The sequence below is a fragment of the Saccharothrix sp. ALI-22-I genome, assembly GCF_001984175.1.
In the GTDB taxonomy this organism is placed as follows: Bacteria; Actinomycetota; Actinomycetes; order Mycobacteriales; family Pseudonocardiaceae; genus Actinosynnema.
The window spans coordinates 578336-604677 of sequence record NZ_MTQP01000069.1 but is presented as its reverse complement, the minus strand read 5'-3'; the positions used below and the strand labels follow the sequence as shown (position 1 = coordinate 604677).

The following is a 26342-nucleotide window of genomic DNA, read 5'->3' as shown; positions in this document are numbered from 1 at the left end:
ACCTCACTTGCTTCGAATTCAAAGCAGAAGTAGTCTGATGTCAGTTGCTTCAAGTTCGAAGCAACCAACTTGAAGTGAAAGCGAGAACTCTGATGAAGGCAGTGCGTTTCCATGAGTACGGCGACCCCGATGTCCTGCGTTACGAGGACGTGGAGCAGCCCGTCCCCGGTGCCGGTGAAGTTCGGATCCGCGTCGCGGCGACGTCGTTCAACTCCGTCGATGGCAACATCCGCGGGGGCTTCATGCGCGGCCCCATCCCGGTGGTGCTGCCGCACACTCCCGGCATCGATGTCGCCGGCACGGTCGACGCGGTGGGCGAGGGCGTGGCCGGCATCGAGGTCGGTGCCGAGGTCATCGGCTTCCTGCCGATGGACGGCAACGGCGCCGCCGCGGAGTACGTCCTCGCGCCGGCCGAGGTCCTGACGCCGGCGCCCAAGAGTGTCCCGCTGCCCGACGCCGCCGCGCTGCCGTTGGTGGGCCTCACCGCGTGGCAGGCGCTGTTCGACCACAGCAAGCTGACGGCCGGGCAACGCGTGCTGATCAACGGCGCGGGTGGAGCGGTCGGCGGCTACGCCGTCCAGCTGGCCAAGGGGGCCGGTGCCCACGTGATCGCCACGGCCAGCCCGCGCAGCAGCGAGACCGTCAAATCCGCCGGCGCCGACGAGGTCATCGACCACACCACCACCGGGGTGACCGCGGCGGTGACCGAGCCGGTCGACGTCGTGCTCAACCTCGCGCCGATCGACCCGGCCGAGCTCGCCGCGCTGGCCGGCCTGGTCCGCTCGGGCGGTGTCGTGGTGAACACGACGGTGTGGATGCCCGCGCCCACCGACGAGGAGCGCGGCGTGCGCGGCATCGACCTCTACGTCCGCAGCGACGCCGAACAGCTGTCGCGGCTGGTGGCGCTGATCGACCGCGGCGAGCTGCGCGTCGACGTCGGCCGGCGGGTCCCGCTGGCCGAGCTGCCGGCAATCCACGCCCAGGCCGCCGCGGGCACGCTGCACGGCAAGGTCATCGTCGTTCCGGCCGCCTCCTGAGCCTCACTCCGCCAGTACCGAAAGGCAACCACCATGGCACTGAGCTTGGATCCCGAAATCGCCGAGGCACTGGCCCCGATGGCCGGCGCGATGGCGGACGCCACGCCACCAGCGGTGGGAGACGTCGCGGCGCGACGCGCCATCTGGGAGCCGATCATCGGCACCGCGGGAACGGCACAGCCGATCCCGGCCGATGTCAAGACGAGCGAGCACTACGCGACCGCCGACGACGGTGCTCAGATCACAATGCGCTGGTATGTCAAGGACGGCGCGACGCCGGGCCCGGCCGTGCTGTTCTTCCACGGCGGCGGGTACATCTTCGGTCACATCGACCTGTTCGACGGACCGGTCGCCCGTTACGTGTCCGCCAGCGGCGTGCCGATGCTGTCGGTCGAGTACCGCCGCGCGCCCGAGCACCCCTTCCCTACGCCGCTCGAAGACGCCTACGCCGCGTTGCGCTGGCTGCACGAGCACGCCTCCGAGTTGGGCGTAGACCCCGACCGAATCGGTGTGATGGGCGACAGCGCCGGTGGCGGCATGGCCGCGGCGCTGACGATCCTCGCCCGCGAACGCGGCGGCCCGAAGATCGCCCGGCAGATCCTGCTCATGCCGATGCTCGACGACCGCACCACCACGCCCGATCCGCACATCGCGCCCTACGCGCTGTGGTCCTACGACGACAGCCGCACCGCGTGGCCGGCACTACTCGGTGCGGCCGCCGGCGGCCCCGACGTCCCAGCCACAGCGGCCCCGGCCCGGCTCGATGACGCGACCGGCCTGCCCCCGGCCTACATCGAGGTCGGCCAGCTCGACGTCTTCCGCGACGAGGACACCGCCTACGCGACCAAGCTCAGCCGCGCCGGCGTGCCAGTGGAGTTCCACCTCCACCCCGGCGCCCCCCACGAGTTCGACTCCATCGCCTTCGACTCCGACGTCGCCCGCCGCGCCATCGCCGACCGCATTCGGGCGCTCAGATCGATCTGACCTCACCATCACCGAAGACACTCGTCCGCCCTCGCGAACTGGAGCATTCCCGTGTCCGTCACCACCGTCACCGCTAGCGGCACTGCCGCCGTCGACAGCCTGGAGGCGGCCTTCGACGTCATGACGCCGATCGACCTGTCACTGGTCTTCACCGGCTGGGGACCGCTGCCCGCCATCACACACGTCGAGGAGCAGTCCGGCCCGTGGGACCACGTGGGCGTACACCGCAGGCCGCAGTTCGCCGACGGCGGGTCCGCGATGGAGAGGATGACGCACTACCTGCGGCCCGGTTACTTCGCCTACGAAGTCACCGGCTTCACCAACGCCCTGCGGTTGGTCGTGGAGCGCGCCAGGGGCGAATGGACCTTCATCCCCGACCTGGACGGCGGCGTGGCCGTGCGCTGGTCCTACCACTTCACAGCGAAGCCGGGCCGGGGAGCGTTGGTGCGCCTGCTCATCGGTCCAATGTGGAAGCGGTACATGCGCAAGGGGTTGGCGGCGTCGATCCGCGAGGCCGAGCAGGTGGCGGGCCTGGGCACGTCCTCAGCGGACTGAGCTGGACGGTCGACGTCCACCGCAGAACGTCAGGTGCGATCAGGACGTGGGCGCGAGGTCCGGCTAACCGCCCAACGCATCCTCACCACGCACTTGCGCCCTGGCGACGATGCCAATCGTCCCGCAGCGACCTTCTGGCCGGGTATCGACCTCGATCTCACCGCCGCATGTGCCGCTCGAAAAGTCATCACTGCTGGTCAAGCGCGGCATGCCTGTACTCGTTGATGAGTCCGCCCAGGATCCGGGTACACAGCAGACTGTGGGCGTCGAGGTCGTGCACGCGGTGGGAACTCCTGCTCGACACCCTCGCCGACCCCGAGGCAACCGGGCGCAAGAACACTCACTCAGGCTGGCAGGCAACACCGCGCCCACCCCACGTACTGCTACCGGACCTCCAAGGGCACAGTCGACTGGATCAGTGTCAACTCCGTCGACTTCGACAGCGGCCCGCCAACCAACCACGTCGTTCTCAACTACAAGCTGTTCACCTAGTGGTGCGTCTCGGACCGCCCACCCGGTAGGCGGTCGTCTGGGCTGACGGGCCGGGGCGGTTCTTCCGTGTCGGGCGGGGGAGGTGATTGCGGCTCGTCAGCCAGGCGCGTCGGTGTGACCCCGGTTCCGATGACCGCCGTATCGACCAGGGCCGCCGCAGTATGCGGTCAATCGACTCGTGACCGAAGGCGAGCATCGGGAAGCCGGTCTCGCCTAGCCCGGGGCGATGTCGAAGCCGCCGGACGAGCCGTTACCCGAAGGGTCCTTCAACAAGGCGACCGTCGACCGCTGACAGGCGTTCGGCGGATGGCGGGGGTGGCGCCACCACCCCCTTCGGCACAGACCACCGACCACCACACCGTCACGGACATGAACGCCACCAAAGGCGCGAGGGCGGAGCCCGCTCTGGCGCGTGGCATTGGAGCTGCTCGCGGTTGCCGGGCCGGAGGACCTGTTGACCGGCGTCCTGTACTACTGGCGAATGGTCAACGGGGCTGCACAGAGGCGCAAACGCGAAAAGTCCTCGTACGCAACGGTGTGGCCTAATAGATCGGATCTCGTGTCGGCTGTCCGGTCGCCGCTCGGTGGCTATCCCAACGCCGGCACTCCCGCTATGCTGAATGACTAGCACGAGGTCTGAACTGGCGCCCTCGGCGCAGGCCGGGCACGCCACTTAGGGGTGTCCACGTTGATTATTCTAGGAATTATAAGCGCCTTTATTACATACGCGGTCTGCTGCATATTCGCCTACCGGGCCGGCATGAAGAACGAGGACGGCAAGGAGATTGGGTGGGTGATGGGCGGCGTGCCGCTTGCGGCGGTCGGCTTCTTCGTCCCGTGGCTGATCGCGATCGCCCTGGTCGTGGCGGTGGCGATCGCCGGGCTGGTCCTGATCGGAACTGTTCTTGGCGGAGGAGGCTCGGGCGGCATGATCTCCACCGCGATCCGTCGCCAGCAGCAGCGCGACGACACGGAGACCGCTGTGCACAACGCGATGGTCCGGGCCGAGTCGCGTCACTTTTGGAAGAACCACTCACACCCCTGGCTATAGCCCGCCGCCGGTGTCGGGCCGCGCTACCAGGAAGAGGCGTCCTGGCCACCTCGGTCGGGGCGAACCCTCCCGATCATGCCCTCTCGGTCATCGGGAAGGTTCGAGATCGAGCGAAGCCGACGCGCGCCGCAGCAATAGTAGTGGCCTTTCGGGGCTTGAATGGCCACTACTCGGCGGCGGCAAGGGCTTCCACACGTCAAAAGTCATCCCTTAAGTGAGGACTCCCGCTGTGACGCAGCCTCAGCGACAGGGTATACGTTGGCTGCCAGTGGCAAGTCTGGCCATCGCTGCCGTGATCGCACTTATATGGATCTTCAATGTACTGCCAGATTCGAATGAGAGCGAACAGTATCCAACAGTATTTCAGGGTCCGTCAACGGCTGAGCTGACTACCATGCCTGGAATTTTGCCAAACACGAACACGGCATCTGTCGCACCGCCTGCGGCGCCTGAAGTCTTCCTCGATGAGGTTGCGGAGTATCAGGTCGTACGTGGGCCGGGCAACTTTGAGACCGGGCTGTACGTCGTCAATGGTAATACGTATACCAGGTCGGTAGCGTTTCCAAATCCTTGTGGGCAGTACCCGGAGGTTGTCGAGTTCGTGTCGAGTCGGCGCTTCAGCAAGTTCACGGCCGTGATAGGTCTCGCCGACGACTCTGGGTCGGCTGCCAAAGTCCAATTCGAGGTCGCTGCCGATGGTGTGCCAGTCGGTGGGCCGTACGTCATGACCTTGGGTAAGCACGAAGCGATAAGTGTTTCTCTTTCGAATCCGGTCAAGTTGAAGCTTACGACAACGAATGTGGGCGGCTGTAACGATTATTACGTGGAGAACGCTACTGCGGTATGGGGCGATGCGAAGCTCGTCCGTTAGTGCTCCAGTCGGATGTTGCGGGCGAACCTGGGGGCCTTCTCGTGAAGTAGTCGAAGAGGGTGACCGTGATGGATCTTCAGCGAAGGCGTCGAATACTGACAGTGGCGGTGGTTGCAGGGGTCTTGTGTGGTTGTGCAGGCGGAGGGGTGAACTCTGGATCCGTAGACCCGACTGGAGACCCGGAGGCAACGGTCAGCCCAACGGAGGTCTCGACCGGGCCGGCCACCGGGATAGTAAAGCCGCTCCTGATTGCCATGACTCGCACGAGTCACGATACGGACCCCGGGTATGAGCGACTGACCGTCAACTTTGGGTTTGACGCCGCCGGCGGCCCTCAAGTGATCCCCGATATAGGAGGGGGCACGATTACGATTTCTGAGGGGCGCGAATATGATGTAATGCTGCGCATGGACAATGCCGCACATTATGTAGTCGAAAATATGTGGGCTTGGTTCAACGAAGCGTATGCCAACAGCTTTGCACCCATGACATTGCCACCTGAAGTCCCTTTGTGCGGCTTCATTACGGGTCTGGCCGCTGATGAAAAATCCCTCATTGTATACATGTATGCAACGGCCGAGATTCCTCGGGGAACCACGCCCAAGGCTCTTGCGCTCGACGGCTTCGACTCGCTCGACTTGAGCACTCCTCCGCAGGATTCTGCCACCGCATGTCAGGTGGACACGCGCCGGTTCACTGCCAAGATCGGCCAAGCCTTGCCATTCGCAACTAGCGCTGGACAATCAGGTACGTTCACCGTCACCGGAGCGCCAAGCCGAGGGGTCGTCGCACCTCCTTCAGGAGCCTGGGGACAGAGAGGTAATGCGATTTCAGTTCCGATAACCGTGGCCAACCAGAGCAAGCTCGATCCCTTGAACTCAAATTTGCAGATCTTTTCAGTGAACGCGAACGGTGTGCTCGGCACTCCTACGACCTGTCCTGAACCGCCGGCGACGGGCGAGAAGTTTGACTTTTTGGGTCCAGGGCAAACGGTCTCCGGGTCCATCTGCTTCGCGGCTGATGTCGAACCGGTGGGTGTGTTGGCGGTGCTCCTGGACAGTCAGCAACCGACAGTGGTTGGTACTGTTGCGTTTGGCGGTTAAGGGGGTTGAGAGCCCTGCGTTGCTTGAGTTGGCCGGCGAGTCGCCGACCCGCTTGGCCCTCGCCGACGCGGCGCCGCTCGTTCGGCAGACGCTTGCTGAACTCGGTGCTGAGCCGATCGACGCATCGCAAGCTCCCTGGGTGGTTGCCCGCGACATCGCCCGCCAGATGATCGCTGGCGGCTTGCTGCCCGAAGACGGTGCGCGTTCGCTGTGGGGCTTGTGGTGGTCCTGCGACACCGCGAAGGGGATCGGTCTGATCCATCGTGGAGCCTGGACGGCAAGCGGCGCGCCGTGTTGGACATGGCGGTGCGGCGGGCGGTCGAGCAGCTCTGCACGGTGACGCGCACGTTGAAGAAGACGCCGAGTACGCCGTTGATCCTGCCCGGCGGTGGGGCTCACCAGTCGTAGTGGCTGCCGTCGGGCAGCACGCACGCGCCGTGGTCGTCCGGGCCGAGGCGGTCGATGAGGTCGACGAGCCCGGGTGCCGCGGTATCGGGCGGAGCGGCGTCCGCGGCGTGGTCGTTCATGTCGGTGCGCAGGTAGCCGGGCCACAGCGCGGCGACGGTCACCCCGGTGTCCGCCAGTTCGGTGGCGATCATCCTGGTCAGCGCGTTGAGCGCGTAGCGGCTCGCGACGAAGACGTGGTTGCGCGGCTTGGAGACCTTGCCGACGGGCGGCGTGGGCAGGGTGATGTTGACCATCCGCGAGCCGGCTCGCAGGAGTCCGGCGAAGTGCCGGGCCGTGTTCAGCGGCCCGAGGGTGTTGACGTTGAGCAGGGCGAGCGCCGAGGCGGGGTCGACGTCGCGGAAACCGGTGCTCTGCTGCAGCACGCCCGCGTTGTTGACGAGGACGTCCAGCCCACCCGCCTCCGCTTCGACGACCCGCGCGGCCTCGGCCAGGTCGGCCTCCTCGGTCACGTCGAGCCGAACCACCCGCAGTGAGGTGCCATCAGCTTTGAGCGCGCGTAACGAGGCCTCGCCGTCCGCGGAGCGCGTGCCCGCGAAGACACGCGCCCCTCGGGCCAGGTACTCGGCGGTGAGCGCGCGGCCGATGCCGCGGTTCGCGCCGGTGATCAGGACGTCCACTGTTCTCCCCCAGAGCGATGACCGGACGGCTGAAACTACAGTTCGTGTGGATTGACCGGCAGAGGCGTGCCAAGACCGGGATCCAGCCGGCGTTGACGCAGCACGCCAAGACAAGCACAAAGTCACACACTCACATCGGCAGAAGGGGCCTCACCCCAAGGCCGGGTGGTTAGCGTTTTCGCCGGTCACGCAACGGAGTTGAAGGAGTCTTGACGCAGGACAACGGAGCTCATTGGTACAGGCAGTCGATCAAGACAGCTTGTCCCGAAGGAGCTCCATTGCCCGTCATCGAGCCTTTTCATCTCCGACCGCCCTGCGGGAACGCAGGCGTGGTGGGACATTGGCGGCGTGGTGGATCGGTCGGTCGTGGCGTGGATGCTGGGGGCCTTCGTTGTTGCGTTCGTCGTCACGCGGCTGGTCACGCGGATGATCCGCGCCGGACGCGGGCCGTTCCGGGACGTCAGCGCCGGCGGGGTCCACGTGCACCACCAGGTGTTCGGCATCTTCCTGATCCTGGGTACCGGGGCCGTCTCCCTGGTGTTCCACCCGGCGGACGGCTGGGCCGACGCCACCGCGGTCGCGTTCGGGATCGGGGCGGCGCTGACGCTGGACGAGTTCGCGCTGTGGCTGCGGCTGGACGACGTGTACTGGGGGCCGGAAGGGCGGCAGTCCGTGGACGCGGTGCTGGTCGCGGTCGTCATCGGGCTGCTGATGCTCGCAGGGTTCTCGCCGTTCGACGACGACCCCGACGACGGCAGCCTCGCCGCGGTGCTGGTAGTGGCGGTGAACCTGGTGTTCGCCGTGGTCGCGATCCTCAAAGGACGGGCGCTGCTGGGCATCTGCGGGCTGTTCGTGCCGCTGCTGGCGCTGGTCGCCACGTGCCGCGTCGCCCGCCCGGGATCACCGTGGGCCCGCCGCTGGTACCCGCCGGGCTCGCGGCGGCTGGCCAAGGCCCGGCGGAGGTTCCCGCCGGGCCGCCGCAACCGCTGGGACCCGCTGGTCGACTTGTTCACCGGGTCGCGCTGAATCCGAAGCGCTGCCGAATTTCCTCCGACACCACTCCGCTGCCCGACAGTCGATCCGACATCTTCCGAGCGGAAGGACCGGGCCGTCGGCGTCCGCGACGGGCTCGTGCCCATCGGCACGAAGACTGCGGAAAGTTTCCGCCGCACGTGGATAGGCCGAGTGGTGTGGATCGCCTAGCGTTTTCCGCAGTCGATCCGGAATCCGCAGCTGATCCGGAATCCGCAGTCGATCCGGAATTCAAACAAGCATCATTGGAGATGGTTGTATGCCTGGAGCGTTGTGGGGTCGAGTGTTGACCGGGGTGGCTTTTGCCGCGGTGATGGTCACGTTTACCGCAGGTCCGGCGCAAGCCGCCACGGAGAAGCGCTTCACAGAGCAGTATTCCGATGGCGCGCAGGTCGTGCCGGGTTCGGACAACTCGTACAAGACGCGGTCCGTGGCACGGACGCAGGCGTCGAACACGTGGGACGACTGGGTGTGGCGTGGACGTATGGACAAATGTCCGTCCGCGCCCGGCACGAGGGACTGCCAATTCACGTACTCGGAATCGAAGACGACGACATCGGGGTGGAACGTCGGCGGGGGAGTTGAACTCGGAAACGCCAGTTCACCGTCCAAGAAGTGGTACAACGTCGTCTTGAGCCTGGTCGGTGGTTACGGCAGGTCGACCACGGTGACGACCAACTACGACAGGTCCGTCACCGTCGATCCCGGGGTGACGGTGCAGTTGGTGCAGGTGGTCGTCCGCCGCTGGACGCGGGGCGATTACGTCGGCGGCTGGGTCCGGACGAATCGCACCTGCGGCGGCTACCCGATCGCCAACACGGTCTACGAATGGCGTGGCGAACACCGGTTCGGTCAGTGGACCCGCCACAACCCCAACGCCCGCTGGTACAACTGGGCGGCGACCGAATGCTCCGCCTGCTGCTCGGCCCGCCGGGCCGAGGCGACCGTCCTGGTGAACTCCACGATGTCGACGTCGGCCGGATCGACGTCGAGAACGTATCCCGGCGCGCGGGTGCGCAACGCGGCATCCGCGCCGATCTCGGCGAACTTGCGCCGCAGCGCCGAAACGTAGGTATGTACCAGAGCCACTGCCGACTGCGGTGGGTTCTCATCCCGGATCAGGTCGACCAGCCGGTCGATCGACACCACCTGCCGCGGCTCCAACATCAGCGCGGCCAGCAACGCCTTCGGCTTGGGCCCACCGATGTTGACCGGAGATCCCGGGGACAACACCTCGACAGGACCCAAGGCACCCACCGCATCCGCACCCCCAGAGCGACGTGGATCAGTATTGCCCAGCGCGCGACGCCCTTACAAGCATCGGCCCGGGGCGAGGTGGGTGAGGGTTCACCGCCGGTTCGGTGCTCGGCGCGGAGACCTCATGCCGGAACGTGCGGCGGTAGGTGTCCGGCGGTACGCCGATCGTGCGATCGCAAGAAGAACGTCGCGGGACCGACGCTGCTCTCGGGTGGCAACCCGCAGATCCCCAAGGATGAGGAGAACGGCCCGGTACGGGACTACATCGCTGCCATGCCCGGCTGAAAACGAGACGTCGGGCAACGTCTCGATGATCTCATCGTGCACACGGTTCCCCAGGTGCACAAGGAGCAATTGTCAAGAGTTGTGGATCAGGCCCCCATTGGTGGGCGGTTGAGGTTTCGGGGCTGTTCAGTCTTGGCAGCCCGGTTCCAGGAACTTCTGGATCCGGGCCAGGGTGTCCGTGGTGCTCGTGTGCACGTGACCGGTCATGCCGAGTGACCTCGCAGCGGCGACGTGTCCAGGGGTGTCGTCGATGAAGAGGGCCTCGGCGGGGCGGGCGCCGACACCTCGGAGAGCCGCCGCGTAGATGCGGGGGTCGGGCTTCGCGAAGCCGATTTCGCAGGACAGGACGACGGCGTCCACCATGTCCGGAAGTCCGGCGTTCGCCATCCTGCTGCGCATGTGCGGCCAGGCGTTGCTGACGACGGCGATCTTCGCCAGGCCGCGGAGGCGGTGCAGGGCTTCCAGGAGCGCGCGGTCCCAGGTCTGCCTGGACGCGAGATCACCTCTGATCTCGTCGATCAGGCCCGGGTCGATGCCGAGCCGGTCTCGAATGACATCCCACCAGGACTCTTCGTCGGTCCGACCGATGAGCACGTGGTCGTCATTTCCGCCGAACAGCGCGTTGAGGAAGCCCTGCGGAGGAATTCCGAGTCGGGTGCCCCACTCGATGGCGGCCGCGGTGAGGCGGTCCGAGGCGAGGACGCCGCCGATGTCGATCAGGATCGCCCGACGGCTGAAGCGGACGTGCCCGGCCGGCTCCTCCTGCCGGGCGTCATGAAGGCTCATGCGACCTGCTCCTGCCGCTCGACCAGAACGCCGTTGTCGAACCGGGCACCCGCGCGGGCCAGGGCGACCAGGTCGGCGCCGGTGATCGCACGCCGGCGTGTCCGGGCGGACTCGACGAGCTTGAAGACTATCGCGAGCGCCGCGGCGAGGCCGCCGGCTCCGCGGGTGACCCTGTGCGGAGCTCGACCGTCGAGACGGTGGATTCGATCGGGTTCGTGGTGCGCAGATGGATCCGGTGCTCGGACGGGAAGTCGTAGAACGCCGACAGCTCCTCGCGGTCGTCAGTGATCTTCGCGACTGCCTTGGGGAACCTCGCCCCGTAGGTCCTGGCGAACGCCCCGATCGCCTTCTCGGCGTGCGCGCGATCCTCGGCGTTGCAGATCTCCTGCATCGCCTTCGTCGCGCCCGGCTGCGCGGACTTCGGCAGGGCACTGCCGCCGCCGAGAGGCGCTGATCGGGAGTCGGTGACCGGGCGTTGATGATCGGGCGTTGATGATCGGGCGTTGATGATCGACTCGCCGGGTACACTCGCCGTGATCCTGTTCGCCGGATCCACGACGAGGTCGTCCGCCACTCAGTGGTACTTGACCCGGCCACGTTCCGACCGGTGCTGTTCGTGGTGGAGGAGGCCCGTGAGACGTCTTGGACCGCTCTGCCCGGTCATCCCCATCACACCGACCAGGTGATCCCGGGTCACCCCGTGCGGTCCGGTGATTCCGGTGTCCGCGGGGAGGGTGTGGAGTTCGGCGTGCTGGGGCCGATGACGATCTGGCACAGGGGTCGGGAGGTGGCGGTCGGCAGCGCGCAGCAGCGGTGCGTGCTGGCGGTGTTGGCGTTGCAGGCCGGGCGGGTGGTGCCGTTGGAGCGGCTGGTCGACGCGTTGTGGGGTGACGACGCGGTGCCGCGCACGGCGCGCAACGTGGTCCAACGGTGTGTGTCCGAGCTGCGCAAACTGGTCGCGGTGGACCCGGAGGTCAGCCTGGCGCACCGGCCGCCCGGTTACGTGCTGGAGGTGGAGCCGGAGCGGGTGGACCTGCACCGGTTCCGGACACTGGTGGCACAGGCACGCGGTGCCGGCGACCGGGCGGTGCTGTTGCGTCAGGCATTGGGGTTGTGGCGGGGCGAGCCGCTGGCCGACGTCCCCGGATCGGCATCGGTCAAGCAGGCGTTGGTCGAGGAGCGGCTGGCGGTGCTGGAGGACTGCCTGTCCGCCGAGATCGACTCCGGGCAGCACGCCGAGGCGATACCGCAATTGCGTGGGCTGGTGGCCGAGCACCCGCTGCGGGAACGCCCGGCCGGGTTGTTGATGCTGGCGCTGTACCGCGGCGGCCGGCAAGCCGACGCACTTGAGCACTACCAGCGTGCCCGGAAGCGGCTCGTCGAGGAGTTGGGAACCGATCCCAGCTCGGCGTTGCAGGAGCTGCACCACCGCATCCTCACCGCCGACACCACGCTGACCACGACCGAGCCCGCACCTCCCGGCGCCGTGGCGCCCCGCCAACTGCCCGCCGCTCCCGCGCCGTTCGTCGGCCGCCACGACGAGCTGGACCGCCTGAACACCGCCCTGACCACCGCGGGCGAGACCGCCGCCACGATGCTCATCACCGCCATCGGCGGGGCGGGTGGGATCGGCAAGACCTGGCTGGCGTTGCACTGGGCGCACGACCGGCTCGACCGGTTCCCGGACGGGCAGCTGTTCGTGGACCTCCGGGGTTTCAGCCCCGAAGGTGAGCCGATGGACCCGGCCGTCGCGGTCCGCGGGTTCCTCGACGCCCTGGGTGTCGACCCCGGCCGGTTGCCGGTCGAACCGCACGCCCAGGCCGCGCTGTTCCGCAGCCTGGTGGCGGACAAGCGGATGCTGATCGTGCTCGACAACGCCGCCGACACCACGCAGATCACGCCATTGCTGCCCGGCAGCCGTACCTGCACCGTGGTGGTCACCAGCCGCAACCGGCTACCTGGCCTGATCACCGGCCACAGCGCGCAACACCTGTCCCTCGACGTCCTGACCGACTCCGAAGCCCGCGCCCTGCTGGCCGACCGCCTCGGCAGCGGCCGGGTCGACGCCGAGCCGGACGCGGTGGCGGAACTCATCCGGATGTGCGGTGGTTTCCCGCTGGCGTTGAGCATCATCGCCGCCCACGCCCACACCCGCCCGCACCTTCTCCTGGCCGCTGTCGCCGCCGAACTGCTCGACCTCGGCGTGGACGCGCTGGACGACGAAGACCCGACCGCCAGCCTGCCCGCGGTGCTGTCCTGGTCCCACCAAGCGCTGACCCCGGAGCTGCGGCAGGTGTTCGCCCTGCTGGGCATCGCCCCCGGACCCGATATCGGACTCCCCGCCGCCGCCTCCCTCACCGCCCTGCCCCTCCTGCACGCACGCAAGGCACTGCACACCCTGGAGGACGCCTCCCTGCTGGACCGGGGCGCCCACGGCCGCTACACCATGCACGACCTGATCCGCGGCTACGCCACCACCGCCGCCCAGCACGACCTGGCCGAGCACGTGCGGGAGCCGGCACTGCGGCGAGTGGTGGACTTCTACGTCCACACGAGCTACGCCGCCGACCGCCTCCTGAACCCCCACAGCACGTTCCCGCCGCCTGATCCACCCACACCCGACACCCGACCGCACCCGCTGGTCGACGTCTCGGCGGCGTTGGCCTGGCTGGACACCGAGCACGCCAACCTGCTGGCCGCGCAGCACCTCGCCGCCACCCACCGGTGGCACCACCTCGTGTGGCCGCTGGCCTGGGCACTGACCACCTTCCACGTCCGACGGGGGCATCGCCACGACGACGTGACCGTGTGGCAGGCCGCCGTGGACGCCGCCGCCCACCTGTCCGCCCCCGCCGTCCGCATCCGCGCCCACCGGGGTCTCGGTATCGCCTACTCCCGGCTGGAACGCCACGATGAGGCGACCGGGCACCTGCACCAGGCCCTGGCTCTGGCCCAGGACCACCGCGACACCACCGAACAGGCCCACACCCACCACGACCTCGCGCTGGCCTGGACTCGGCACGGGGACGACCAGCGGGCCTTGGAACACGCCCAGCGCGCCCTGGCTCTCTTCCGGGAACTCGATCGGCCGGTGTTCGAAGCCATCACGCTCAACTCGGTGGGCTGGCTCAACGCCCGCCTGGGCGACTACGACACCGCCCGTGTCCAGTGCCGAGCCGCCCTCACCCTGCACCGCCGTCACCGCGACCCCGAAGGCGAGGCGGCCACCCTGGACAGCCTGGGCTACATCGACCACCTCACCGGCCATCACCACCAGGCCGTCGAGCACTACCGACAGGCGCTCATCCTGCGCCGCGACCACGGCAACACCGACCAGGCCACGGACACCCTCGACCACCTCGGCCACCCCTACACCGCCCTCGGAGAGCACGAGCAGGCCCGCGCGGTGTGGCAGGAAGCCCTTGAGCTGTACCGACAACAGGGCCGCGATGCCGATGCCGAACGAGTGCGGCGACAACTCGACGCGCTCGACGGGGACACCCGGGCGTGGTAGCGGGTCGAGGCCGCCGAGCGGGTTCGTCACCCGCTCGACACCCCGACCCGCCGGGACACACCCGGTTCGGTCACCCCCACGCGATGTCGGTCGGGTAGTGGCCACCGATGCACGACGTGAGGCCGACGTAGTTCCCGCCCGCGTAGTCGCCGCCGTCGTCCACCAGGCAGTCGGCGTGGACCTCCTGGCTTTCGAACCAGATCCCGTTGGGCGCGCGGCGGACGTACCAGCTCATGACACTCGACGGCCCGCACGCCCCGGACGTCAGGACACCGCCGGCTCCGTACTTCCTCGCCCCGAGGCACCTGTTCGTGGCCACGTTGCGCAATTGCCGGGTGCCGTCGTTCCACACGGTGACCCCCCACCTCTGGTAGTTGGTTCCGTTGCAGTGGAAGGTGCGCACGCTGAAGTCCCTGCTGTCGTCCAGGCACAGACCGCTGTAGACGTTGCGGAACGTCTGGAACACCTCCGCCGCCGAAGCCGTGCCGGTCGCCCCCACCAGCGACGCCCCGGCGATCAGCAGTGCTGCGCAGACGCGTGCCACGACGCGTGATGTCATTCCCATGATCTTCCCTTTCGGAGTGAACTGATCGGTGGCCTGACGGCCGCGGCGGTGAGCGTGCTGCTGCCAGGCCGTGCGTCGATGCGGAAGTGCCCCTCCCACGGCGTGTCCCGGTCGTCGCCGCCCCACCGCACGGCGCCGCCGCAGTCCGCCAGGATGTCCCGGACGACCGCCACTTCGTGCGGGAAGAGGCAGCCCGTGGCGCCGCGCGGGTACGCATCGGGGCGGATCACGAGCTCGGTGCCGTCGGCCAAGCCGATCGCGTCGGTCGACGTGAGCGCCGCGATCTCGTAGTGGAACCTGCGGGCGACGTGCAGCAGGAGGGTTGCGACCGGGCCGGAGAGGAGCGCGGCGGACGCCGCGGACCCCTCGATGACGTGGGTTTCGACGTTGCCGAACCGCGTCGGGCCGGGGCGGGCTTCGGCAGGTGCGCCCGCCGCGGCGGGCGCCGGTTCCAGCACGGCCAAGCCGCCGGCGGCGAGCAGTCCGGTCAGGAACGTGCGGCGGGCCAGGTGGTGGACTGGAGATCGGGTCACGGTGTCCTCACCGGGTCGGAGGTCAGCCACGGGCCAGCTTTTCGATGGTGTCGGCGTAGCCCTGGAGGAACGGGTCGAGCTTGTCGGCGGGCAGCATCCCGGGCAGCAGGCAGTTCCAGCCGCCGGTGGTGCGGATCGCCGCGGTGCACAGCCCGCCGAGTTCGGCATCGGTGCCGTCGCTGATCAGCATGTTCCTCGCGGACGCGACGATGTCGGCGTTCCTGGCGTCGTACCGGGCGCCGAAGAACCGGGCGAACCGGCCCACGTGCCCGGTTCCTGCCAGGTGCAGTCGCAGCAGTTCGTCCACCCGGCCGCCGATCCGCAGTGACAGGCCGAGCAGGTGACCGTCGACGTCTTCGACCAGGTCGCCGAGCGGGAACGACGAGCGGACGTCCACTTTGGCCAGACGATCGGTGCAGAACGCGTAACCGGACGGGTAGGACTCGCTGTTGGCCTGCCATTCGCCGTAGAAGGTGGCGAGGTCGCCGCCCCAGCCGCCGAAGTCGCCCCGGTTGGCCGTCACGCCGTTGACGTTGCCCTTGAGGTACACGGCGTTGGCGGTGGCGCCGAGGTGGTCGACGTTGACGGTCACGCCGAGCGACGGGTCGCGGTAGCTCTCGACGCGACCCGGCCCGTTGGCCCGCGCGTAGTCGATCCAGGCCCGGTCGACATCGCCGATGAGGTTCTGCCAGCCGCTGTAGACGTCCACGTAGGTCGGGTACCGCAGGTACTCCAGGACCCTCAGGTTGGGATCGGGCCCGCCGTAGGCGAGCGCGGTGGCGTACAACTGCTCGACGTAGTGCAGGAACGCGTCGACCGGCGAAGTGGTCCCGCCGACGTTCTCCCGTCCCACGCCGGGGTCGCTGAACGGCCGGTGCACGTTCCGGTCGAGGTCGAAGACGTCGGTCCCGCTGGTGAACCTGAACTCCTTGATCTGGTTGAACGACCAGTTGGCGGGCATCGGGAAGCCGAGGTTGCCGGAGAACCCGTAGGACATCCCGGACACGAACGAGTACCGGGCGTACGCCTGGCCGGTGACGCGGGCGCACACGTTGCGGGACCCGTACACCCCGGCGACGTACCGCTTGCCCTGGTTGGCCAGGGCGGCTTGCACTCCGTGGAAGTAGGGCACGATGTTGGAGGTGATCTGGCCGTCGGTGGCGTCGTAGTCGACCGCGAAGTAGATGACGGTGCCCCGGTTGAAGCCGTAGTGCACGGCGCGTTCGTGCGCCCGCAGCCCGTGCTGGTAGCCCTGCTGGTAGGTGAAGTTGCCGAGTTCGCGCCCGTTGTACTGCGAGATCGGGAAGACGCGCAGGCCACCGGTGAAGATCGCGTCCAGCTCGCCGGGCTGGAGTTCCTTGTCGAGCGTGCTGGTCGGATCTTCGTCCAGGTACCGGCCCACGACCGTGTAACCGGCGGCGCGCAGGGCTTGGGCGCGGGCGACGCTGATGTGGAAGCGGGTGTCGCAGGCGCTCGCCGGCCGGTCGGGGTCACCGGTGGAGACCAGCAGCTGTGCCCACGTGCGGTAGTCGCCGACACCGGTGCGGTCGAGCGCGGAGAACTCCTGGAACACCCGCACGTACTCGGCGAGCCGGTCGTCCCAGGCGGCCTTGAACACGGTGGCCGCGCCGTCGACCGCGCCGTTGAACACGCACGCGGCACTGAACAGTTGCACCCACTTGCTCGCCGAGCCCGGGCCGACGGTGTTGCGGCGCAAGGCGTCGCGGGTGGCGGGGCCGAAGCTGCCGGTCGCCTGGTCGTCGGGGATACCGCTCTCGTACTGGATGGCCTTGATCAAAGCCACCTGCACGTCTCGGGAGAACAGGCCGTCGCAGGGGATGACGAAGTACGTGGACCGCTCCAGGTACTGGTCGTTGAGCCATTGCTGGATGGCCCGGACCTCGGCGCTGCCGCCCGACACCAGGATGTAGGCGTCCATCGTCAACAGCGCCTTGAACCACTTCGGTTGAAGGGTGTGGCCGGCGGAGGTGACGCCGCAGTCGCCCTTCATCCGCAGCACCGCGTGCTGGGTGCTCGCACCGTACGTCCCCGACGTGGTGTCGCCGGCCCAGTAGCCCTTGCAGAACAGGGCGTGCTGAGCGATCCGCACGATGTTCGGGTTGGCGAAACCGGGACCGACCGGTCCGCGCTCGGTGAGCTTCGTCAGGGTCGTCGGACCGAAGCTGTCCGAGAGGGCGGTGATGCCCAACTCGTGTTGAAGCGCCCTGGTGAGCGAGTGCATCGTCGCCCAGCCGGTGCGGCCGTCCTCCTCGCACCTGGTGTAGCCCGGCACCGCGCCGTAGGTGGCGTTCACCCACTGCTGAGCCTCCAGGACCTTCTGATCGGCCATCGCTACGACGCGCCGGAGTAGACGCGGACCCAGTCGACCTCGAACACCGCCGGCCGCAGGCCGCCGGCACCGGTGAAGTTGTCCAGCTGGATGTTGAGGTGGCCCGACGGCATGGCCTGGATGTCCGCCCGCCCGTCCGGACCCGCGCCGCCGGACAGCCGGAACCACTCGACGCCGTCGACGTAGCCGACGAGCGCGGTGGGGCTCCACTCGAAGGCGAAGTTGTGCCACTGGGTCATGTCGACCGGGCAGCGCTCGCGGTAGACCTTGTTGTCGTTCGGGCTCTTCGGGTAGTGCAGGAACGCCGACAGGCACTGGCCGTCGGGGTTCGAGTACTCCACCCAGTCGTACTCGCCGTCGATCAGCCGCTTGCCGGAGGTCGGCCAGATCAGGTGCAGCGGGTGGTACAGGCCGCCGGAGGCGCCGGTGTTGCGCGAGCGGGACCGGATCTCCCACTTGCCGTACTGGCGGTCCAGCTTCTGCCTGAGCCAGCCGGTGTCGCCGTTCGCCTCACCGGTCATGGTCATGATCCCGCCGGCCACCGCGGAGTTCTTCGCGCACCGGCGGCCGTTGCCGGCGTGGCCCTCCCAACAGCCCTCGGTGCCACCCACCGTGCCGCTGGGCGCCGCCCACTTGGCCGGGTCCACCGGGCCGGTGTAGTCGAACTCGTCGGAGATCGGCTGCGGCGTGCCCCAGCCGTAGCGGACGGCGGCCTGCGTCTGGTCGCCGGGCTGGGTTGTCGTGGTGGTGGTGGTCGGGCCGGTGGTCGTGGTGGTGGTCGGGCCGGTCGTGGACGTCGGCTCCGTGGTGGTCGGTGTCTGCGCGCCCGCGCGGTAGTCGCACGCGGTCGCCCGGAAGCTCGCTCCGGTGGCGGTGTACTCGTGGTCGCTGAGCACGTTGGCCCGCACCGCGCCGGTCGGCGCGGTCAACCCGGCGGCGACGCGGGTCCAGCCGGTTGCCGCGAACGACACCCACGGGCCGTCGACATGGCCGAGGTACCCGCTGTTGTCGCCCTCGGGCGTGGAGTACCAGTCGACCTCGACCCGGGCCCGGCCGCTCTGCGTGGCCGCGACGTCGTAGGCGAAGGTCCACTGCTCGCCGGCCTTCACGGGCTGCTGCGGCAAGTAGAGCGACGGGTTCGACACCGAGTTGTCCCGCTGCGCGTAGGCGAACCTCGCCGACTGGTGGTCGGTGACGGGCTCGCGAGCAGGAGTCGCACCGCGCAGCGGCCCCCACTCGGCCAGTGTCTTGTTCAGCACCGGGTTGTTGCACGTCGACACGTTCGTGCCGGTGCCGGACGGCGGCTGCGCCACCGACACACCACCCAGGACCAGCGCGGTCGCGACACCGACGACGCCTCCTCCGACGATCCATCGTCTCCGCTGAACGGCCATGAACTGCGCTCCCTGTGATCGCTGACGTGCCGAGGCCGAAGCATGGCGACCACCGCTGAACGCGCGCTGTTCGCCCGCTGATCGCCGAGGTCACGCGGTCGGGCCAGGCGAATCAGCGCGAGTTCAACGCATGGTCAGCGGCGGTGGCCAGGATCGACGTGTCCGGGATCAGTCCGGACCACGCACCATCAGACCGAGGTGAGGTTCGATGAAACGAGCTTGTCGTGTGTTCGTGGTGGGCGCGCTCGCGCTCGGCACCGTGAGCGCGCCTGACGCGCTCGCGGCGGCGGCTCCTCCGTTGCCGATCACCGGTGTCGTGGCCAGCGACGACGACGGCAACGTCGCGGCCAACACCCTCGACGGCAACCTGGGCACCCGCTGGTCGGCCGAGGGCGACGGGGTGTGGATACGGTACGACCTCGGCTCGTCCAAGACCGTCGGTTCGGTATCGGTCGCCTGGCACCAGGGGAACACCAGGAGACAGACCTTCGACGTCCAGCTGTCCGACGACGGGTCGTCGTGGCGGACCGTCATCGCGCGGAAGGTCAGCAGCGGCGGCACGGTTCAACCAGAGGCCTACGACTTCTCCGACAGCTCCGCGCGGTACGTGCGCGTCGTCGGCTACGGCAACACGTACAACGACTGGACCAGCATCGCCGAAGCCACCGTCAACGGGGCGGACGGCGGCGGCGGCGGCGGGGGAACCTGCGCCTACCCGGCCGACGTGCTGGACCTGACGAACTGGTACATCGGCCTGCCGATCGGTGAGGACGAGAGCCCCACCAACGTCGAACAGCCGGAGCTCGACACCTACGAGATCGACCCGTGGTTCACCACGACCCCGGACTGCGACGCGGTCCAGTTCCGCGCCGGGGTCGACGGCGTCACCACGAGCGGTTCGAGCTACCCGCGCTCGGAACTGCGCGAGATGAACGGGACCTCCAAGGCGAGCTGGTCGTCCACCTCGGGAACGCACACGATGGTGGTCGAGCAGGCCATCACCGCGCTGCCCGAGGACAAGCCGCACGTCGTCGCCGGGCAGATCCACGACGCCAGTGACGACGTCTCGGTCTTCCGGCTCGAAGGCGGCAACCTCTACATCACCAACGGCGACACGAGCCACCACAAACTCGTGACGAGCAACTACGTGCTGGGCACCAAGTTCCAGGCGAAGTTCGTGATCAGCGGTGGCCAGATCAAGGCCTACTACAACGGCGTGCTGCAGACGACGATCTCGAAGAGCTTCTCCGGCGGCTACTTCAAGGCAGGCGCGTACACGCAGGCCAACTGCACCAACTCCTCGCCGTGCAGCGGCGGCAACTACGGCGAGGTGAAGATCTACGGGCTGAGCGTGACACATGACAACGGTGACCCGGGCACCGGAGATCCGGGGTCCGACCGCACCATCAACGTCGCGGACTCGGCCCAACTGCAAAGCGCGCTCGGCAACGCCCAGGCCGGTGACCGCATCGTGCTCGTGAACGGCAACTACACGATCGGCAGGATGACCGGCAAGAACGGCACCGCGGCCAAGCCCATCACCGTCGCCGCGGCGAACCGCGGCCAGGCGGTGATCACCGACGGGCAGCTTGAAGTGGCGAGTTCCTCGTACGTGACCTTCGAAGGTCTCAAGTGGACCAACAGCGACACGTTGAAGATCACGAGTTCGAACAACGTGCGGCTCACCCGCAACCACTTCCGGCTGACCGAGGAGTCGTCGCTGAAGTGGGTGATCATCCAGGGCGCGAACAGCCACCACAACCGGATCGACCACAACCTGTTCGAGGAGAAGCACCAACTGGGCAACTTCATCACGATCGACGGATCGGCGACCCAGCAGTCACAGCACGACCTCATCGACCACAACCACTTCCGCAACATCGGCCCGCGCGCGCAGAACGAGATGGAGGCCATCCGGGTCGGCTGGAGCGGGATCTCCCAGTCGAGCGGGTTCACCACGGTCGAGTCGAACCTGTTCGAGAACTGCGACGGCGATCCCGAGATCATCTCGGTGAAGAGCAACGACAACACCGTCCGCTACAACACGTTCCGCACCTCGAAGGGCACGTTGTCGCACCGGCACGGCAACCGCGGCGCGTTCTACGGCAACTTCTTCCTCGGTGGGGGCAAGGCGGGGACCGGGGGCATCCGGATCTACGGCCAGGACCACAAGATCTACAACAACTACTTCGAGGGCCTGACCGGCACCGGCTACGACGCCGCGTTGCAGATCGACGGCGGCGACGTGGACACCTCGGGGGCGCTGAGCGCGCACTGGCGCGTCTACCGGGCGACCGTCGTGAACAACACCTTCGTCGGCAACGCGTCGAACATCGAGATCGGTGCCAACTACACCCTCGCGCCGGTCGACTCGATCATCGCCGACAACGTCGTCGTGGGCAGCCAAGGCAAGCTGTTCAACGAGCTCAAGGCGCCGGTGAACGCGACCTACACCGGGAACATCGCTTGGCCCACCGGGTCGGCGACCGTCGGCGTGGCCAAGCCCTCCGCCGCCGTCCGCGCGGTCGACCCGCTGCTGGTCCGCGATGGAGCGTTGCACCGGATCGGCGCGGGCAGCCCGGCGATCGACACCGCCACCGGCGGCTACGCCTTCGTGATCGACGACATGGACGGCCAGGCTCGCGCGGGTGGTGTGGACGCCGGCGCCGACGAGCGGTCGTCGGCGCCGGTCGCCCGAGGTGCGCTCGGCGCAACCGATGTCGGTCCGAACAGCACGTGACGAGGTGTCATGCCTGGTGACGGGTCGAGATGGGCATCCGCCCCGCTCGACCCGTCACCAGGCCGGCGAGCTTGTAGAGCACCGACGAACCGGCGACGGCGACGACGATCTCGTCGAACCGGGGATGGAACCTGCTCTGGTTCCACACCGTGCCCGCGATGAACAGTGGCTCACCCGAACGCTCATGGTCCGCGATCAGCGCGTCGATCCGGTCCTCGCGCCACTGCGGCTCCATGCCGGCGCCATCGGGGCGCGGGACGTCTTCGATCCACTCCCCGACGTCGGTGTCCACGACCCGGTATCCCCGCTGTTCCAACCGGCCCAATGCCGTCGATTTCCCCGTGCCGGACATGCCTGTCACCAAGATCACCGCCACGTGTTCATCGTAGGGTGCGGCAGCTGAAGCCCCGGGTGTTCGAGGCGTTGTCGCTGGTAGTGGCCTCGTCGGGGTCGACCGGGATCACCGGCTGCGCGAACCCCCGGCCGCAGCCGCGCCGCCAGGCCGGTGCCGGCGTCGTCGTCGCTGTTCGGCTGATGCTTGCTGCCACTGGACGGCGACTTCGATGTGGACCCCGAGCATCCGGGCCGGGATAGCCGGGTGAGGTGGAACCCGGTTCTGGAACGCAGCGTGAGAGCCGCAACGGATACTTCGTCCTGGAATGCCTCCAGCAGAGACACGATCACCAGAGCATGCCCTCAGGCTGACGACCGCGCAGCTCTGCCGGCGACGATGACTTTTCGAGCGGCACAAGCTTCAACCGGGCCAGGAACTGCGTCGCCATCGCCACGTCGGCGGGATCAGGAGCGGCCTCGGGCACGGCCATCCCCGACCCGGTCGAATTGACCGTCGGCGGCAACACCTTGACCGTCGCATGCGGTATCGCGGGTTGCGCACCCGACCATTTCGGTGTCGGCGTGCGTGATCCGACAGTGTTTGTTCATCTTGTGTTCCCGCCCGTTCGACCGCAACGTCACCCGGCGGGGAATGCAGGGTCGCATGAAGGCGAACGCGTGGGGGGATCACGGCCCGCTGGGGGCGCGTCGGCTGGCGGAGGGCCTGTTGGGGGAGATGGGCAACCGCTGGCGGCACACGGTCGGAGTGGCCGCGCGGGCGGCGGAGTTGGCGGTGACGGTGCCGGCGGGTGATCGGGATGTGCTGGTCGCGGCGGCGTGGTTGCACGACATCGGGTACGCCGCGTCGGTGGCGGACAGCGGGTTTCACCCGCTCGACGGTGCCCGCCACCTGGACCGGTCGGGGTGGCCGCGTCGGGTGAGCGCGTTGGTCGCCCACCACTCGGGTGCACGTCTGGTGGCCGGTGTCCAGGGCCTGGGCGAGGCGCTGGACGCCTACCCGCAGGAGGACGGCCCGGTCGCGGACGCGCTGACCTACGCCGACCAGACCGTGGACAGCACCGGCCGGCAGGTCACCCCCGCGCAACGGCTGGCCGACGTCCTGCGCAGGCACGGAGCTGATTCGGCCAACGCGCGCGTTCACCACCTGCGCGGACCCCGTCTGCTCGCCATCGCGGCGAGGGTCGAGCGGAGGTTGTCCGCGATCTGAGGGCACGGCCCGTGCCTCTTCGCTAACGTGGAGATGTCGACGCGGGTTGGGGGACTGGTGGCCGATCCTGTGACCGCGGTGCTGGCCGCGACCTTCTCGGCTATGCACCAGTGGGTGCTGACCAAGGTGTTGGACGGTGCCCTTGAGCGGCGCGGCCGTCGGTTGGGCAACGTCGACCGCCAGGTCGCCGCCGCACTGGAAGACCTCGGAGCCCTGCGCTCCCTGGAGTTCCCCGCGCTCACCGACGCCGAGTGGATGCTCACCTGCGAGGCCGCCGCGGAGGCGTTGGCGTCGTCCCCGTTGGGAAGACTGGCCCAGGCCGCTCCCGCCGACCTGGTCGACGCGGCGAAGCTGCGCCGGGCGCTGCGCACCACCGCGCCCGCCGGGATGAGCGACGGAGAGGCGCGCGCCTACCACCGGCTGCTCTACGAGGCGTGCGAGCAGGTCGCGCAGCACGCCCGGCAGGTGGACAGCATCTGGCGCTCGGCCGTCGTCGCGGGTCTGGCCGATGTCGGCGACGACATGAGCAGGGCGCTCGGCGGTCTCGACCGCGTGCGGACCTCCTTGGGTGAGCTGGCCGAGGCGCCCGAACGCAAGGCGCGGGACGAGCGGGCCCGGTTCGAGCAGCGGTATCTGGCCGAGGTGGCCGAGCAGTTCGCCCGGTTCGAGCTGTTCCAGGTCGGCGTGCGCGGCGGCGGCCCGGCCAAGCACGAGTTCTCCTCGTTCTACGCGCCTCCGTCCATCGACCGGTGGCAGCGCGGTTCGGAGACCGAAGCCGAGCTCACCGGGCAGGGTGTCAACAGCGCCCACACCATCGCCGAAGCGCGTCGCGTCCTGTTGCTGGGTCGGGCCGGGGCGGGGAAGACGACGTTCCTCCAGTGGCTCGCCCACGAGACGGCGTTGGCGACCGGCCAGGGCGAGCCCGACGGCACTTGGCGCGGTGTCGTGCCGTTCTACGTGCCGTTGCGGCAGTTCGCCGACCGTGAACTGCCGCTGGCCGAGGAGTTGGTGCGCGTCACGACGCCCGTGCTCGCGGGCGAGAAGCCCGATCGGTGGGTCACCGACCTGTTGGCCCAGGGGCGTGCCCTGCTGCTGGTGGACGGCATCGACGAGCTGCTGATCAGACGGCGCGACAGTGTGCGGACCTGGTTGAGCGGCCTGCTGCGCAACTACCCCGACGCCTGGTACGTGGTGACGTCGCGCCCGTCCGCCGTTGACGAGACCTGGCTCGCGCCCGACGACATCGGCGTGCCGGGACTGGTCCGTTTCGAGCTGATGCCGCTCAGCGGCCCCGGAGTGCGGGATCTGGTGAGCAACTGGTTCGCCGCGGTGCGCGTCACCGAGCCCGAGTCGTCGCACGAGTGGCTGTCCCGGTGCGAGCGCAAGCTCAAGGAGGCGCTGCTCAAACGTCCCGACGTGCTCCGGCTGGTGTCGAGCCCGTTGCTGTGCTCCCTGCTGTGCGCGCTGTACCGGCGAGAGAACATGTACCTCCCGTACAGCCGCAAGGACTTGCTCAACCGGGCGCTGGAACTGCTGCTGGGCGAGTGGGACCTGCGTCGCGGCGTGCAGGTGGAAACCGAGCTGCGGATGACCGGCAACGAGAAGGTGGTGCTGCTCGAACGGTTCGCCGCACCCATGGTGCGCAACGGCGAGCACGTCGTGACCCGGTCGGCCGCCGCGCGCCGCATCGAGCGCGCCATGACCGGCCTGCGGTCCACCGACCTGGACGCGCACGAAGTGCTGCGTCACCTGGTGGAGCGCACCGGTCTGCTGCGCGACGACGAGGGGGACGGCCACATCCGGTTCGTCCACCGCATCTTCCGCGACTTCCTCGCCGCGGGCGACTTCGTCAAGTCCGGTGAGCTGGCCTACCTCGTGGACAACGCCCACGACGCAGCCAAGGAACTCGACGAGGTGATCTTCATGGCGGCGGCGCAGGCCCGCGCGCACGAGGCGGGGGAGCTGCTTCTGGGCATGCTGGCCCGTGCCGAACGGCGCCGCAGCACCACCGCCGAGGTGCAGCGGTTGCGCCTGCTGGCCGCCGCCTGCCTCGGGTACGTCGACGTGATAGAACCCCAGCACGTGCGTGCCGAGGTGATGGCCGCCGCACGGGAACTCGTCCCACCCCGCGGTTACGACGAGGCCGAGCTGCTGGCCCGCGCGGGCTCGTTCGTGCTCGACCTGCTGCCCGGTCCGGACGCGGTAGCCGAATTCGCGGCGGAGACCGGCGCGAACGCCGCCGAGATCGCCCGCTACGTCATCCGCGCGCTCGCCGTCATCGGCGGGTGGGGAAGCATCGAAGCGTTCACGCACGCCTACGGTGGCGCGGTCGTCAACGAACTCCTCCGCGCGTGGCGCAACACCGAGTACTCCGAGCGGTACGCCGCCGACAACCTGGGCGTCGTCGACTTCGGCGACCGCGTCCTGGAAGTCCACCGCTGGCACATGCTGCGCGGCCTGCGCCACCTCAGCACCCTGCGCCACGTCGTGGTCGTCGGTGACCTCCAGCTCGCCGACTCCCGTGCCCGCCTGCGCCCGCTCGTCGAACTGCCGCGACTGGAAACGCTGGAGATCCGCGCCAACGAGGTGTGCCGCACCCTCAACGGCCTCATCGGCTGCAAATCCCTGCACACCATCACCGTCTCCGGCTTCAGCGCCTTGGCGGACCTCTCCGCGCTGGCCCACCTCCCGGTCACCACGTTGCGCCTGCTGGGCCGCCCGTACGTGGGAGGACCGTCGGTCGACCTGGACACCCTCGACGGGGCGCGGGTGAGCGACCTGGCGATCAGGCACCGCGCCCTGCGCGACGGCCTGCACGCCCTGCCGGACTCGCTGCCGTTGACCGATCTCGCGGTCGAGTCACCCGGCCACGCGCGAAACCTCGCCGGTATCGGGCGCTTCCGGGGACTGACCACCGTCCACGCGCGCGGGGTGCCGTCCGTCGCCGAGGCCGGAGAACTGGCCGTCCTGCCCGCGCTGCGCCGCCTCGTGCTCGACCTGACCGGCATCGACCGCCCGGACCTGGGCCCGCTCGCCGGGTTGTCCGTCGAGTTCGAGTTGCGCGGCGTGGCCCCGGACGACCGACCGGCGCTGCGCGCCACGCTCCCCGACGCGCCTCGCGTCGACTTCACCTGACGGGAGCGGTCC

The 26342-nt window shown here is 68.5% G+C and carries 21 protein-coding genes and 1 pseudogene; 12 read left to right on the top strand and 10 right to left on the bottom strand.

All coding sequences use genetic code 11. The annotated features are described in order from the left end of the window. Positions 1-92 precede the first annotated feature (92 nt). From ALI22I_RS44820 to ALI22I_RS50115, 7 genes are all read left to right on the top strand, one after another. Entirely contained in the window at positions 93-1037 is a 945-nt protein-coding gene (locus ALI22I_RS44820; RefSeq protein ID WP_077011629.1) for an NADP-dependent oxidoreductase, read from the top strand. Between the two features lie 33 nt (positions 1038-1070). Next, entirely contained in the window at positions 1071-2021 is a 951-nt protein-coding gene (locus ALI22I_RS44815; RefSeq protein WP_077011628.1) for an alpha/beta hydrolase, read from the top strand. A 51-nt stretch (positions 2022-2072) separates the two neighbouring features. After that, positions 2073-2576 (top strand): SRPBCC family protein, encoded by a 504-nt coding sequence (locus ALI22I_RS44810; RefSeq protein ID WP_077011627.1) that lies wholly within the window; start codon positions 2073-2075, stop codon positions 2574-2576. 1252 nt (positions 2577-3828) lie between these two features. Next, positions 3829-4119 (top strand): hypothetical protein, encoded by a 291-nt coding sequence (locus ALI22I_RS44805; protein ID WP_077011626.1) that lies wholly within the window; start codon positions 3829-3831, stop codon positions 4117-4119. Between the two features lie 268 nt (positions 4120-4387). Continuing rightward, positions 4388-4990 carry an NPCBM/NEW2 domain-containing protein gene (locus tag ALI22I_RS44800; protein WP_143532774.1) on the top strand — a complete coding sequence of 201 codons (603 nt, stop codon included), beginning with the start codon at positions 4388-4390 and terminating at the stop codon, positions 4988-4990. Between the two features lie 398 nt (positions 4991-5388). Beyond that, positions 5389-6093 carry a hypothetical protein gene (locus tag ALI22I_RS50120; protein ID WP_143532773.1) on the top strand — a complete coding sequence of 235 codons (705 nt, stop codon included), beginning with the start codon at positions 5389-5391 and terminating at the stop codon, positions 6091-6093. Between the two features lie 210 nt (positions 6094-6303). Beyond that, entirely contained in the window at positions 6304-6501 is a 198-nt protein-coding gene (locus ALI22I_RS50115) for a hypothetical protein (protein ID WP_143532772.1), read from the top strand. Here the strand turns inward: ALI22I_RS50115 and ALI22I_RS44795 are convergent. Then, positions 6489-7178, bottom strand: a complete 690-nt coding sequence (locus ALI22I_RS44795) for an SDR family NAD(P)-dependent oxidoreductase (protein ID WP_077011624.1) — start codon at positions 7176-7178, stop codon at positions 6489-6491. The genes ALI22I_RS50115 and ALI22I_RS44795 overlap by 13 nt on opposite strands. 348 nt (positions 7179-7526) lie before the next feature. On the opposite strand from ALI22I_RS44795, the gene ALI22I_RS44790 reads away from it, so the two are divergent. Further along, on the top strand, positions 7527-8204 hold the full coding sequence (locus ALI22I_RS44790; RefSeq protein WP_083752477.1) for a hypothetical protein: 678 nt from the start codon (positions 7527-7529) through the stop codon (positions 8202-8204). Positions 8205-9062: 858 nt separating this feature from the next. On the opposite strand, the gene ALI22I_RS44785 is transcribed toward ALI22I_RS44790, so the two are convergent. The 3 genes and pseudogenes from ALI22I_RS44785 to ALI22I_RS44770 form a co-directional block, all read right to left on the bottom strand. After that, a complete protein-coding gene (locus ALI22I_RS44785) occupies positions 9063-9458 on the bottom strand; it encodes an AfsR/SARP family transcriptional regulator (RefSeq protein WP_143532771.1) in 396 nt (131 codons plus the stop codon). A 420-nt stretch (positions 9459-9878) separates the two neighbouring features. Continuing rightward, the gene (locus ALI22I_RS44775) at positions 9879-10538 is read right to left on the bottom strand and encodes an HAD family hydrolase (protein WP_077011622.1); all 660 of its coding nucleotides are present in this window, start codon (positions 10536-10538) and stop codon (positions 9879-9881) included. Further along, positions 10535-10971: pseudogene (locus tag ALI22I_RS44770) on the bottom strand (transposase); the annotation flags it as partial. The gene ALI22I_RS44775 and the pseudogene ALI22I_RS44770, both read right to left, overlap by 4 nt. 174 nt (positions 10972-11145) lie before the next feature. On the opposite strand from ALI22I_RS44770, the gene ALI22I_RS44765 reads away from it, so the two are divergent. Further along, positions 11146-14052, top strand: coding sequence for an AfsR/SARP family transcriptional regulator (locus ALI22I_RS44765; RefSeq protein ID WP_338013549.1), 2907 nt, complete (start codon positions 11146-11148; stop codon positions 14050-14052). 70 nt (positions 14053-14122) lie between these two features. On the opposite strand, the gene ALI22I_RS44760 is transcribed toward ALI22I_RS44765, so the two are convergent. Genes ALI22I_RS44760 through ALI22I_RS50110 form a run of 4 tightly spaced genes read right to left on the bottom strand, consistent with a single transcriptional unit; the run spans position 14123 to position 18894 of the window. Further along, positions 14123-14611, bottom strand: a complete 489-nt coding sequence (locus tag ALI22I_RS44760; protein WP_179118559.1) for an RICIN domain-containing protein — start codon at positions 14609-14611, stop codon at positions 14123-14125. Further along, the gene (locus tag ALI22I_RS44755; protein ID WP_077012077.1) at positions 14608-15150 is read right to left on the bottom strand and encodes a hypothetical protein; all 543 of its coding nucleotides are present in this window, start codon (positions 15148-15150) and stop codon (positions 14608-14610) included. Before ALI22I_RS44755 ends, ALI22I_RS44760 begins: the two co-directional genes overlap by 4 nt. A 22-nt stretch (positions 15151-15172) precedes the next feature. Further along, positions 15173-17500 (bottom strand): glycoside hydrolase domain-containing protein, encoded by a 2328-nt coding sequence (locus tag ALI22I_RS44750; RefSeq protein ID WP_077011620.1) that lies wholly within the window; start codon positions 17498-17500, stop codon positions 15173-15175. A gap of 2 nt (positions 17501-17502) precedes the next feature. Beyond that, positions 17503-18894 (bottom strand): glycoside hydrolase family 16 protein, encoded by a 1392-nt coding sequence (locus tag ALI22I_RS50110; protein WP_143532769.1) that lies wholly within the window; start codon positions 18892-18894, stop codon positions 17503-17505. Positions 18895-19102: 208 nt separating this feature from the next. On the opposite strand from ALI22I_RS50110, the gene ALI22I_RS44740 reads away from it, so the two are divergent. Further along, positions 19103-21634 carry a chondroitinase-B domain-containing protein gene (locus ALI22I_RS44740; protein ID WP_083752476.1) on the top strand — a complete coding sequence of 844 codons (2532 nt, stop codon included), beginning with the start codon at positions 19103-19105 and terminating at the stop codon, positions 21632-21634. A 7-nt stretch (positions 21635-21641) separates the two neighbouring features. Here ALI22I_RS44740 and ALI22I_RS44735 read toward each other — a convergent pair whose 3' ends face one another. Both ALI22I_RS44735 and ALI22I_RS51690 read right to left on the bottom strand, forming a co-directional pair. Beyond that, positions 21642-22010 (bottom strand): RNase adapter RapZ, encoded by a 369-nt coding sequence (locus tag ALI22I_RS44735; RefSeq protein WP_143532768.1) that lies wholly within the window; start codon positions 22008-22010, stop codon positions 21642-21644. A gap of 304 nt (positions 22011-22314) precedes the next feature. Next, a complete protein-coding gene (locus ALI22I_RS51690; protein ID WP_179118558.1) occupies positions 22315-22491 on the bottom strand; it encodes a hypothetical protein in 177 nt (58 codons plus the stop codon). Between the two features lie 140 nt (positions 22492-22631). Here ALI22I_RS51690 and ALI22I_RS44730 point away from each other — a divergent pair, with 140 nt between their 5' ends. Together ALI22I_RS44730 and ALI22I_RS44725 are read left to right on the top strand one after the other, a co-directional pair. Then, positions 22632-23195, top strand: a complete 564-nt coding sequence (locus ALI22I_RS44730; RefSeq protein WP_077012075.1) for an HD domain-containing protein — start codon at positions 22632-22634, stop codon at positions 23193-23195. Positions 23196-23252: 57 nt separating this feature from the next. Next, positions 23253-26330: an NACHT domain-containing protein gene (locus ALI22I_RS44725; protein ID WP_179118557.1), complete on the top strand. Its 3078-nt coding sequence runs from the start codon at positions 23253-23255 to the stop codon at positions 26328-26330. The last annotated feature ends 12 nt before the right edge of the window (positions 26331-26342 follow it).